We start from the raw sequence: 11,890 nt of genomic DNA, 5'->3' as shown, positions 1-11,890 counted from the left end.
CCCCCGCAAGGACGTGCCCGCCCAGGGCACCCCCCGGCCCACCGTCAGCGTCTGCCGGGGCTGCTGCTGCGGCACGGAGAAGATCCCGGGCGTCGACCACGCGGCCCAGCTGACCCGGCTGCGCACCGGCCTGGAGGGCGCCGCCACCGTACGGGCGGTCGAGTGCCTGGACGCCTGCGAGCAGGGAAACGTCATCGTCGTGCAGCCCTCCGCCGAGGGCCGCCGCGCCGGGGGCCGGCCGGTCTGGCTCGGCCTGGTCAACGACGAGCACGCCGAGCAGGACATCGTGACCTGGGCGGCGGCGGGCGGCCCGGGGCTCGCGGACGCCCCGGACATCCTCGACCTCTACGTCTTCCAGCCCTCGCGCCGGGTCCGGGCGGGTCTGGACGGCTGAGGCCGTCCAGCGGGTCTTCCCGTCACAGGCCCTCGGTCAGGCGGTGGAGCCGCAGAGCCAGCTGGATCTCCAGGGTGCGGGCAGGCGTGTTCCAGTCCTGACCGAGGAGCCGGCCGATGCGCTCCAGCCGCTGCACCACCGTGTTCACATGGACGTGGAGCAGCTCCTTGGTCCGGGTGAGGCTCGCCCCCTGGGCGAAGTAGGCGTCCAGCGTGGCGACGAGATCGGTGCCGCGCCGGCTGTCGTAGTCGAGTACGGGCCCCAGCGTCCGGTGCACGTAGCCGCCCAGGTCCGCCTGGTCGCCCAGCAGCACGCCGATGAACCCGAGGTCCCCGACGGCCCCGCCGCTCCCGGTGTGGCCGAGGGCGCGCAGCGCGGAGAGGCAGCGGTCCGCCTCGCTGTGCGCGTGCGGCAGCTCGGCCGGACCACTGGCGGGGCCCGCCGAGCCCACCGTGACGGGGAAGCCGACCGCCTGGCCCAGCTCGGCGGCGAGCGCCCGGGCGGCCGGCCCCGGTGCGTCGGACGGCGCCACCAGGACGATGTGGTCGTGGTGCAGCCCGGCCAGACCGTTGCGGGCCTGCGCGCTCCGGGCGGCCGAGGCCAGCAGCCGGTGGCGGGGCGCCACCTCGCTGTGCGCGACGAACACACTGTGCCGCCCGCCCAGGTTGACGCCCAGCCGGCGGGCGCGGGCCGTCAGGGTCCCCGGGTCGCCGGTGCGCGAGAGCAGATCGCCCAGCAGCTCTCCCCGTACCCGGTCCTCCGTCTCGGCGACCGAGCGGCGCAACAGCATGAGCAGCGCGGTGACGACACTGGCGCGCTCGAACAGGAGCCGGTCGGCGTCCGCCAGCCCCGCCCGGCCGGTCAGCGCGATGGAGCCGAGGAGCTCGGGGCCGGCGAGGACGGCGCAGACCCAGGTGCCGCCCAGCGGAACGGCCCGGCCCCTGGCCCGGGACGCGGACACCGCGGGGATCGGCTGCGGCAGCGGTTCGGTGCGGGCGCGGGCCAGTTCGGCGCCGTCCGCGTCATGGATGAGGATCCCGCCGTCCAGGATGTCGGCGAGGGCCGCCGCCACGTCGTCGGCGCCGCCGCCCTGGAGGACGAGGTCGGTGAGCTGGTCGTGGGCCTCCTCGGCGCGGCGCATCGCCTCGCTGTGCGTCCGGATGGTCTCCGACGCGGCGTTGAGGTCGACCAGCGCGGCCCGGGTCTCCTCCAGCAGCCGCGCCCCGTCGATGGCGATCGCGGCGTGGTCGGCCAGGGAGGACAGCAGCGCCACCTCGGTGGCGGTGAACTCGCGGGGCGCCCGGTCGGCCGCGTACAGCACCCCGATGATGCGGGCGCCGAGCCGCAGCGGCACACCGAGGATCGCCCGCAGACCCTCGTCCAGGACCGCGCTGTCGATGGTGGTGGTGTGGTGGAACCGGGTGTCGGCCTGATAGTCCGCGGTCGCGTACGGGCGGGCGGTCTGCGCCACCAGGCCGCCCAGGCCCTCGCCCATGCCGAGCCGCACCCGCTGGAACGCCTCGGCCACCGACCCGTCGGTGACCCGCATGTAGGTGTCGCCCGCGGCGTCGTCGTTGAGCGAGAGGTAGGTGACGTCCGTGCCGAGCAGTAGTTTCGCCCGGTGGACGATGGCCCGCAGCACGGCGTCCAGGTCCCGCAGGGCCGCCAGGTCGCTGGCCGTGTCGAACAGGGCGGTGAGCTGCGCCTCGCGCACCCGGTGCTGGCCGAGGGTGCGCCGGATGCGCAGGGCCACGGCGGCGGCCTCGGCGATCTCGGCCAGCTCGGCCGCGGTGGCTCCCGCCTGCCGGGCGGCGGCGGCCGGCCGGTCGAACTCCTCGGCCGCCGCACCCCGGGCCAGCAGGTCGAGGAGGAGGCGCAGGGCCGGAGCGGAGTGCTGGGCGGCAGGGGGTGTCACGCCGGTGAGCATACGGTGATCGCCTCCCGGGAGGGGCCGAGCGGGTAACGGGGACAGCCCTCCCGCGCACCGTGCGGAGCGGTGCGCGGGAGGGTGTGGGGTCAGTGGCCGAGGGGGACCGAGTCCTTGACGGCCGCGGCAGGCGCCGCCGGGACGGAGTCGTCGAGGCCGTCCTTGGTGAGGTCGCGGCCGCGGGTCTCCTTGGCCACCCACACCGTCACCGCGGTGACCAGGGAGGCGAAGCAGAGATAGACGGAGATCGGGACCGACGAGCCGTAGTCCTTGAGCAGCTCCACCGCGATGAGCGGGGCGAGGGCCCCGCCGATGATCGAGGCGAGCTGGGAGCCCATCGAGGCACCCGAGTAGCGGACCTTCGTGTCGAACATCTCCGAGATGAAGGCCGCCTGCGGGCCGTACATCGCACCGTGCAGCAGCAGGCCGAGGGTGACGGCGAAAACGATGACGGGGAAGGACTTGGTGTCCAGGAGCGCGAAGAACCCGAACGCCCAGAACGCCATGCCGACCGCGCCGATCAGCGTGACCGGGCGGCGGCCCAGCCGGTCCGAGAGCGCACCCCACAGCGGGATGGTGACGAAGTGCACCGCGGAGCCGATCAGGACGGCGTTGAGGGCGTCGCTCTTGGACATCTCCAGGTGCACGGTCACGTAGACCAGCAGGAAGGCGGTGAGGATGTAGTACGAGATGTTCTCGCCGAAGCGCGTGCCGATCGCGAGGAGCACCTCGCGCCAGCTCTTGCGGAACACCTGGACGACCGGGGCCTGTTCCTTGACGCCCTGCTCGGCCGCGGCGGCCGACTTCCGCTGCGCCTCCAGGAAGACCGGGGACTCCTCGACCGAGATCCTGATCCACAGACCGATCATGACAAGGACGCCCGACAGCAGGAACGGTACGCGCCAGCCCCAGGCGAGGAACGCCTCGTCGGACTGGACGGCGGCCAGCAGCGCCAGGACGCCGGTCGCCAGGAGATTGCCGCCGGGCGCACCGGACTGCGGCCAGGAAGCCCAGAAGCCGCGGCGTTCGTCGCCGCCGTGCTCGGAGACGAGCAGCACCGCTCCGCCCCATTCCCCGCCGAGGGCGAAGCCCTGGACCAGGCGCAGGACGGTGAGAAGGATCGGCGCCCAGACGCCGATGCTGGCGTGGGTGGGGAGCAGACCCATGGCGAAGGTCGCGCCGCCCATCATGAGCAGGCTGAGCACCAGGAGCTTCTTGCGGCCGATCTTGTCGCCGTAGTGGCCGAAGACGACGCCGCCGAGCGGACGGGCGGCGAAGCCGACCGCGTAGGTCAGGAAGGCCAGCAGCGTGCCGACCAGCGGATCGCTGCTCGGGAAGAACAGGGTGTTGAACACGAGCGCGGCAGCCGAGCCGTAGAGGAAGAAGTCGTACCACTCGATGGTGGTGCCGACGAGGCTGGCCGCGACGATGCGGCCGATCTTGCCTCTGGGGGGCTGGACGGAACTGGGGGAACCCATGGTGGAGTCACCGCGTTTCATTGGCAGGGCTGTCAGGGACGGGGGTACGGGTCGGGCGGAGTCGCGAGCGGTAGCAGAGGCGCGAGCGGGTTGAGCGGTACGAGCGTGTCGAGCGGTACGAGCGGGTGGAGCCGTCGCCGACGGTGGGGACCGTGGCGGATGTGGGGTCAGTGCGCGCCCCAGCCCCCGTCCACGGGGAGCGAGACGCCGGTGATGTAGCCGGTGTGGGGGCCGCAGAGCCAGCGGCAGACCGCGGCGACCTCTTCGGGCTCGATCAGCCGCTTGATCGCGGACCGGTCCAGGAGGATGCCGGTGACGACCTCCTCCGGGGGGATCCCGTGCGCGGCGGCCTGGCCCGCGATCTGACCCTCCACCAGAGGCGTGCGCACATAACCGGGGTTGACGCAGTTGCTGGTCACCCCGTGCGGGGCACCCTCCAGAGCGGCCACCTTGCTCAGCCCCTCCAGGCCGTGCTTGGCCGCGACGTAGGCGGACTTGAAGGCGCTGGCCCGCAGCCCGTGCATGCTGGAGACGTTGACGATCCGGCCCCACCCCCCGGCGTACATGTGCGGGAGGCAGTGCCGCATCAGCAGGAAAGGGGCGGTCACCATCACCTTCTGGATCAGCTCGAAGCGGTCCGGCGGGAAGTCCTCGATGGCGGCCACGTGCTGTAGCCCGGCGTTGTTGACCAGGACGTCCACCCCGGTCGGCAGCGCCGCGATCGCCTCGGGTTCGGCCAGGTCCACGACGTGGGCCACGCCGCCGATCGCTGCGGCGACGGACTTGGCGCTCCCGGCCTCGCGGTCGACCACGTGAACGAGGGCGCCGACCCCGGCGAGCGCCTCGGCGGTGGCCCGCCCGATGCCGCTGCCGCCGCCGGTGACCAGGGCGGTGCGCCCTCGGAGGTCCACGGCCCCGACGCCCGGCGCGGAGGAACCGGAAGCTGCGTGAAATTGGCTCGTCATGGCCGGAAACGCTAGAGACACCTGGCCGGACATCCCATGGTGCGGATCTCCACAGCGAGTGGGCGGGGAGTGGCGGGCATCGCCACCCGCGCGAGTGGAGCGGCTACCCGTCCAGCGGGCAGCGGCCGAGCAGCTCGGCGGGCCCGGCTCCCGCGGGCAGCTTCAGGGTGCGGCTCGACGGGGGGCGCCGGCCGTCGTCCAGCCAGCGTTCCAGCGCCGTCGCCGCCGAACGGTGGCACGGCACGAGCGGACGCAGCCGGCCGGGGAAGGCGTCGACGAGCGAGTCCACATGGGTGCCGCCCTCGACGCGGTAGTAGCGGTGGAGCGCGCCGCGGCCCTCCCGCCGCACGAGTCGCGCGTACGCGTCCGAGGTCCTGGAGATCGGGAGCAGTACGTCCAGGGTGCCGTGGAAACTGATCAGCGGCTTCCCGATACGGCCGGTGAGAGCGATCTTCGCGACGGCGTCGCGCACCTCGGCCGGCCGTCCCCCGTAGGCGTAGTCGGCGTCGCAGGCAGGGGCTCCCGGTGGGCAGAAGGGAGTGCCCGCCTCGGTCGCGCCGTCGAACTCCGGATCGATCTCCTCCCGGTAGATCCTCTGGGTGAGGTCCCAGTAGTACTGGTGGTGGTAGGGCCAGAGGAACTCCGAGCCGGCCGGGTAGCCGGCGGCCGTCATGGTCCGGTGGGCGTTCCCGGCGCCGGCGCCCCCGGCCGCGTAGCGGGGGTAGGCGCGCAGGGCTGTCGGCAGGAAGGTGAGGAGGTTCGGCCCTTCGGCACGCCAGAGCGCGCCTTCCCAGTCCACCCCGCCGTCGTACAGTCCGGGACGGTTCTCCAGTTGCCAGCGCACCAGATAGCCGCCGTTGGACATGCCCATCGCCAGGGTGCGGGAGGGGGGACGGTGGTAGCGCTGGGCGACGGCCCGGCGGGCCGCGCGGGTGAGCTGGGTGACCCGGGTGTTCCACTCGGCGATGGCGTCACCGGGGGCCGTGCCGTCCCGGTGGAACGCGGCCGAGGTGTTGCCCTTGTCGGTGGCGGCGTACGCGTACCCCCGGGAGAGCGCCCAGTCGCCGAAGGCCCGGTCGTTGGCGTACTGCTCGCGCACGCCCGGCGAGCCGGCGACGACGAGGCCGCCGTTCCAGCGGTCGGGGAGGCGGATGACGAACTGGGAGTCGTGGTTCCAGCCGTGGTTGGTGTTGCCCGTCGAGGCATCGGGGAAGTACCCGTCGATCTGGATGCCCGGCACGCCGCTGGGGGTGGCCAGGCCCTCCGGGGTCAGTCCCGCCCAGTCGGCCGGGTCGGTGTGCCCGGAGGCCACCGTCCCGGCCGTCGTCAACTCCGCGAGGCAGTCGACCTGTTGGTGGGCGGCGCCGGGCACCTCGATCGTGTCGGGGCGCGAGCAGTGACCTGGCCGGGCGGCGTCCGGCGGCAGCGGGGCGGCGGCGGACGGAGCCGCCGTCCAGGCCGCCAGCACGGCCGCGGCGGCGGCCGTCCCGCGCAGCCACCGGCCCCGGGCCGGACCGCGCGAGGTGTCGTGTCGTGGTCCGGTGCGCCGGACGGTCGATGGGGCGACTGGCATGGGCTGGGCCTCCGTCGGGTGAGCGGTGTCAGGGGCAGGTGGAGTCGGCGAGGACGTAGTGGCCCGCCGGAGACTCCTTGAGGGTGTGGGTCACGAAGGTGTTGTAGAGCCCCAGGTGCTGGCCGGAGCCCTTCGCGTACACGTATCCGCCGGTGGTGGTGGCCCGTGCGGCGCGTACGTGCTCGTAGTTGCTCGCCGTCCAGCAGACGGCGGGCTCGGTGGGCGGGTCCACGGGCGGTTCGGGGACGGTGCCGCCGGCCGGCCCGAAGAAGCGGATGATCCAGTGGCTGGAGCAGATCGAGTCGATGAAGTGCTGGGTGCCGGTGGCTCCGCACTGCTCGCCGCCGCCGCCCGGATCGACCGGGGTGCCGTGGGCGATGCCCGGCACCCGGTTCACCTCGACGACGCTCCCGCCGCTCGCCGACAGGTACTCGTCCCTGCGGGTGCCGTTGGGGCCGACGGTGGAGGTCCGGTCCGGTGACTGGTCGAGCCCGTGCACCGCCGTCCACTGGTCCCGCAGCTCGTCGGCGTTCCTCGGGACGACGGTCGTGTCGTTGTCCCCGTGCCAGATGCTCACCCGGGGCCAGGGGCCCGCGTATCCGGGGTACGCGTCCCGGACGGCCCGCGCCCAGACCGCCGGGGTCCGGTCCACGCCGGGACTCATGCAGCGATACGCCGACACCACGTCGACCCCGCAGTCGTGGGGGATGCCCGCGACGACCGCGCCCGCCGCGAACACGTCCGGGTACGCGGCCAGCATGACCGAGGTCATGGCCCCGCCCGCCGAGAGGCCCGTGACGTGGGCCGGGCCGTCCGCCCCGTAGGCGGACGCGGCGTGGGCGACCATCTGCCGGATCGACGCGGCCTCGCCCTGCCCGCGCCGGGTGTCGCCCGGCTGGAACCAGTTGAAGCACTTGTTGGCGTTGTTGGCGGCGGTGGTCTCGGCGTAGACGACCAGGAACCCGTGGCGGTCGGCGAAGGCGTTGAGCCCGGCGTTGTCGGAGTACACCTGCGCGCTCTGGGTGCAGCCGTGCAGGGCGACGACCACGGGCGCGTCCGCCGGCAGGGCCACGGGCCGGTACACGTACATGCTCAGGTTGCCGGGGTTGGCACCGAAGGCGGTGACGCGCTCCAGGGCGGCGGCGGCCGCCCGTGCCCCGGTGGCCACCGCCGGGCCGGCCTGCGCCGCCCCTGCGGCCAGGGCGACCACGACGGCGAGCCGGCCCACGACGGCGGTGAGGCGGCCGACGACACGGCGCCGGCGCCCGCCGCGTCCCGTTCCCGGGGGCGGCGGTGGCGGCGGTGGGGTCTCAGGGGCGTTCGGTTGCGACGGCACGACGTACGACATGGTGACCTCCCGTAGGACGGCGCACGGGATCACCCGTGATCCCGTGACCCCTGCCGCGCGCCGCCGGCAGAACGGCGGCGGTGCGGCCGGGGTGCGGTCACCGTAGGGAGCGGGCGGGCGGCCCGGGAATGGCGGCGCCCTCCACAGCCCGCCGGGGAGCCGGGGGCCGCCACCCCTTGTGGGGCGCCCGTCCCTGCTGCTACGAGACAGCCCCGAGGGGCGGCCGGGACGGCGTTCCGGCCATCGACGTGAGCCCGTGCGCCACGGCCAGGTCCGCCCCGGTCGCGGCGCGGACCTGATCCACCGTCACTCCGTCGGCCAGTTCCCGCAGCAGGAAGCCGTCCGGGGTGACGTCGAGCACCGCGAGATCGGTGATGATCCGGTGCACCACGCCCCGGCCGGTGAGGGGCAGGGTGCACTCCCCGAGCAGCTTGGGGGAACCGTCGCGTGCCGTGTGCTCCGTCAACACGATGACGTGCCGGGCCCCGTGGACGAGATCCATGGCACCGCCCATCCCCTTGATCATCTTGCCGGGAATCACCCAGTTCGCGAGGTCGCCGGAGGCGGACACCTGCATCGCCCCCAGGACCGCGACGTCGATGTGCCCGCCCCGGATCATCGCGAAGGAGAGAGCGGAGTCGACACAGGACGCCCCGGGCAGCAGGGTCACCGTCTCCTTGCCCGCGTTGATCAGGTCCGGCCGGACCTCGGACGGGACGGGGTAGGGGCCGACGCCGAGCAGGCCGTTCTCCGAGTGGAACACCACCTCGACGCCGTCCGGCAGGTGGTCGGGGATCAGCGTCGGCAGACCGATGCCGAGGTTGACGTAGGAGCCGTCGGCCAGCTCCCCGGCGGCGCGGGCCGCCATCCGCGTACGCGTCAGCGGCATCTCAGGTGGTCCCTTCGTGGACGGTCCGGACGGTACGGCGCTCGACGCGCTTCTCGGCGCGCGGGTCGGCGGTCCCCACGGGGACCACCCGCTGGACGAAGATCCCGGGCAGATGGACGTCGTCGGGGGCGAGTTCGCCGGGCTCGACGAGCTTCTCCACCTCCGCCACGGTGATGCGTCCGGCCATCGCGGCGAGCGGGTTGAAGTTGCGGGCGGAGGAGTCGAAGCGGAGGTTCCCGTGCCGGTCGCCCAGGGCTGCCCGCACCAGCGCGAAATCGGTGGTGATGCCCTCTTCCAGGAGGTGCTCGCGCCCTCCGAAGGTCCTGCTCTCCTTGGGCGGAGAGGCCACCGCCACGGAGCCGTCCGCGCCGTGGCGCCAGGCCAGACCGCCCTCCGCGATCACGGTGCCCGCGCCGGCCGGGGTGTAGAACGCCGGGATGCCCGAACCACCGGCCCGCAACCGTTCCGCGAGAGTGCCCTGGGGGACGAGTTCCACCTCCAGCTCCCCCTGGAGGTACTGGCGCGCGAACTCCTTGTTCTCTCCCACGTAGGAGCTGGTCATCCGCGCGATCAGCCCCTCCCGCAGCAGGAGGCCCAGGCCCCAGTCGTCCACCCCGCAGTTGTTGGACACCACCCTCAGCTCACCGGCGCCCCGCTCCAGCAGCGCGTGGATCAGCACACCGGGTATGCCGCACAGTCCGAACCCGCCCACGGCCAGCGACGCCCCGCGCCCGACGTCCGCGACCGCGTCCGCCGCGTCGGCGACCACCTTGTCCCTGCTCATCCGTCCACCTCTCGCCTCGTCGACTGCGCACGAGACTAGGAACGGGTGACGGCTCGCGGCGATGGCGGCCGACCCCATAGCGGGGCCGGGACGGATGGTGGTCACGACGGTCCGGCGCGATGTTCTTCGGGGAACCCGGCCCGCGTGCCGAGCATGCCAGGTAGGGTCCGCGCATGGCCAAGGTGACCGTCAGTCTGGATGCCGAACTCGTCGTCGAAGCGATGGTGCTCGCGGGGGTCGGCAACCCCCAGGACGCCGTCGAACTCGTGGTGCGCGACTACATCGCGCGCGGCCACCGGACCGAGGCCCTGGTCGCCGACCGCGAGGGGGCGGTGCGCGACGTGGAGATCAAGCCCGAGGCACAGCAGGGCTGATCGCCCGGCAGGGGGACCGGGCCGAGAACGGCTGATCGTTCCGTACGGGGCGAGGGCGAGGCCCGGCACGGCCGATCGCTCCTGGCCTCCTGCACGACCGGTCCTACGCGGCCGGTGTTGCACGACCGGTCCTGCGGCCGGTTCTACGCGACTGGTCTTACGTGCTCTCTCCTACGCGACCGGCTGGCTCGCCATCCTCCAGCTCCACGGTCCCGCTACCGGACGCCAGGACCTCCAGCGCCGCCCGTACCCGGCCGCCGAGCGTGCCGAGCAGAAAGCCGTCCAGATCGGCGGGCGCCACCAGCCGCCAGGACAGCAGCTCGTCCTCCTGGATCCGGATCGCCGCCAGCTGGTCAGCGGTGAGCACCCCGCCGTCGTACAGATACGCCACGATCGGCGGCCGGCCGGGGCCCCGCACCCAGTCGACGGCGAGCAGCCGCCCCGGCGCCACGTCGAGGCCGATCTCCTCCGCCGTCTCGCGCCGCGCGGCCTGCCGGGGCCCCTCACCCGTCTCCGACTCGACGGTCCCGCCGGGCAGCGCCCAGCCCTCGCGGTAGTTCGGCTCGACGAGGAGGAGCCGTCCCTCCGCGTCACGGAAGAGGGAGGCCGCGCCGGACAGGACCCGGGGGAGCCCGGCGATGTACGTGGCGTAGTCGGCATCAGGAGTCGTCACGGCCGACAGCGTAGTGGGGGCAGCCCGGCCCCGGGGCCCGATCGCGCTGTCGTGGACGGCCATGGGCAGATCAGGGGGCGTGCGGATATGGTCGGGGCGGCGCGACTGCCTGTTCGAAAGCAAGGGATGCAAGGTGACGGACGGAGCAGATATGGAGACCGCCCGCGTGCTCGTGGCGGCGGACAAGTTCAAGGGCTCGCTCACGGCCGTGCAGGTCGCGGAGCGGGTGACGGCCGGGCTGCGGCGCGTCGTCCCCGACGTGCGGGTGGAGACCCTGCCGGTCGCGGACGGCGGCGACGGTACGGTCGCGGCGGCGGTGGCCGCCGGATTCGAGCGACGCGAGGCCCGGGTGACCGGTCCTCTCGGGGACCCGGTGACTGCGGCGTACGCGCTGCGCGGGTCCACCGCCGTGGTGGAGATGGCCGAGGCCTCGGGCCTCCAGCACCTGCCCGACGGGGTGTTCGCCCCGCTCACGGCCACCACGTACGGCTCGGGCGAACTACTGCTGGCCGCCTTGGAGGCGGGGGCGACGACGATCGTGTTCGGGGTCGGCGGCAGCGCCACCACGGACGGCGGCGCGGGCATGCTCGCCGCCCTCGGCGCCCGCTTCCTGGACGCGGACGGCAAGCCCGTCGGCCCCGGCGGCGGCCCGCTGGCAGAGCTGGCCGAGGCCGACCTCTCGGGGCTCGACCCCCGGCTGGCGGACATCGACCTGGTCCTGGCCAGCGACGTCGACAACCCGCTGACGGGGCCCAAGGGCGCGCCCGAGGTGTACGGCCGCCAGAAGGGCGCGAGCGAGGAGGACATCGCGGTCCTCGACGCGGCCCTGGCGCACTACGCCTCGATCCTGGGCCCGGACACGGCGGCCCTGCCCGGCGCGGGCGCTGCCGGAGGCATCGGCTACGGGGCGCTCGTCGCCCTCGGCGCCCGCTTCCGCCCCGGCATCGAGGTGATGCTCGACGTGCTCGGCTTCGCCCCCGCGCTCGCCCGGGCCACGCTGGTCATCACGGGCGAGGGCTCGCTGGACGAGCAGACGCTGCACGGCAAGGCCCCGGCCGGGGTCGCCGCCGCCGCCCGCGCGGCCGGGATCGAGGTCGTCGCGGTCTGCGGCCGGCTCGCCCTGCCCCCGGAGGCCCTGCGGAAGGCGGGCATCCGCCGCGCCTACGCCCTGGCCGAGCTGGAACCGGACCCGGCCGTCTCCATGGCCCAGGCCGGGCCGCTGCTGGAGCGGGCGGCGGAGTCGATCGCCCGGGACTTCCTGCTGCGCTGACGCGGAGCGGTCGTCCGCAGGTCAGGCGTCCCGCAGGTCAGGCGACCGCGAAGCAGGCGAACGGAAGAACACAGGGAGGGGCCCGGGGACAGACGCCGGGCCCCTCCCGCACGCCGGGCCATCGCACCTCGTGCCGCGCCGCGCGCCGGCCCAGCGCCCCCGGAGCCGCGCGCTGCCGCGCCGCCCCCGGCCCCGCGGCGAACGTTCCCGCACCC

Annotated in this window: 11 protein-coding genes; 3 read left to right on the top strand and 8 right to left on the bottom strand. The window is 74.0% G+C overall.

What is annotated here, in order from left to right; translation table 11 throughout:
• The coding region (locus HET64_RS29870) for a (2Fe-2S) ferredoxin domain-containing protein (RefSeq protein WP_251146068.1) at positions 1-394 on the top strand (394 nt) is incomplete at its 5' end.
• A 22-nt stretch (positions 395-416) separates the two neighbouring features.
• On the opposite strand, the gene HET64_RS29865 is transcribed toward HET64_RS29870, so the two are convergent.
• The 7 genes from HET64_RS29865 to HET64_RS29835 all read right to left on the bottom strand — a co-directional run bounded on the left by HET64_RS29865 (position 417) and on the right by HET64_RS29835 (position 9,358).
• Positions 417-2,321, bottom strand: coding sequence for a GAF domain-containing protein (locus tag HET64_RS29865; RefSeq protein ID WP_215110266.1), 1,905 nt, complete (start codon positions 2,319-2,321; stop codon positions 417-419).
• An 89-nt stretch (positions 2,322-2,410) separates the two neighbouring features.
• Positions 2,411-3,799, bottom strand: a complete 1,389-nt coding sequence (locus HET64_RS29860) for an MFS transporter (protein ID WP_215110265.1) — start codon at positions 3,797-3,799, stop codon at positions 2,411-2,413.
• A gap of 167 nt (positions 3,800-3,966) precedes the next feature.
• A complete protein-coding gene (locus HET64_RS29855) occupies positions 3,967-4,764 on the bottom strand; it encodes a 3-hydroxybutyrate dehydrogenase (protein ID WP_215110264.1) in 798 nt (265 codons plus the stop codon).
• A 103-nt stretch (positions 4,765-4,867) separates the two neighbouring features.
• Positions 4,868-6,337 (bottom strand): 3-hydroxybutyrate oligomer hydrolase family protein, encoded by a 1,470-nt coding sequence (locus tag HET64_RS29850; RefSeq protein WP_251146067.1) that lies wholly within the window; start codon positions 6,335-6,337, stop codon positions 4,868-4,870.
• A gap of 28 nt (positions 6,338-6,365) precedes the next feature.
• A complete protein-coding gene (locus HET64_RS29845) occupies positions 6,366-7,685 on the bottom strand; it encodes a PHB depolymerase family esterase (RefSeq protein ID WP_215110263.1) in 1,320 nt (439 codons plus the stop codon).
• A 199-nt stretch (positions 7,686-7,884) separates the two neighbouring features.
• A complete protein-coding gene (locus HET64_RS29840) occupies positions 7,885-8,574 on the bottom strand; it encodes a CoA transferase subunit B (protein WP_215110262.1) in 690 nt (229 codons plus the stop codon).
• A gap of 1 nt (position 8,575) precedes the next feature.
• On the bottom strand, positions 8,576-9,358 hold the full coding sequence (locus tag HET64_RS29835) for a CoA transferase subunit A (RefSeq protein WP_215110261.1): 783 nt from the start codon (positions 9,356-9,358) through the stop codon (positions 8,576-8,578).
• Positions 9,359-9,531: 173 nt separating this feature from the next.
• Between HET64_RS29835 and HET64_RS29830 the strand changes: the two genes are divergently transcribed.
• A complete protein-coding gene (locus HET64_RS29830) occupies positions 9,532-9,732 on the top strand; it encodes a type II toxin-antitoxin system VapB family antitoxin (RefSeq protein ID WP_215110260.1) in 201 nt (66 codons plus the stop codon).
• 157 nt (positions 9,733-9,889) lie between these two features.
• Here HET64_RS29830 and HET64_RS29825 read toward each other — a convergent pair whose 3' ends face one another.
• Positions 9,890-10,405, bottom strand: coding sequence for an NUDIX hydrolase (locus HET64_RS29825; protein ID WP_215110258.1), 516 nt, complete (start codon positions 10,403-10,405; stop codon positions 9,890-9,892).
• Between the two features lie 151 nt (positions 10,406-10,556).
• Here HET64_RS29825 and HET64_RS29820 point away from each other — a divergent pair, with 151 nt between their 5' ends.
• On the top strand, positions 10,557-11,675 hold the full coding sequence (locus tag HET64_RS29820; RefSeq protein ID WP_215110257.1) for a glycerate kinase: 1,119 nt from the start codon (positions 10,557-10,559) through the stop codon (positions 11,673-11,675).
• The last annotated feature ends 215 nt before the right edge of the window (positions 11,676-11,890 follow it).

Source organism: Streptomyces sp. McG3 (genome assembly GCF_018619185.1).
Lineage (GTDB): Bacteria > Actinomycetota > Actinomycetes > Streptomycetales > Streptomycetaceae > Streptomyces.
The sequence above is the reverse complement of the archived record's forward strand: the minus strand, read 5'-3'. Positions and strand labels throughout refer to the sequence as shown.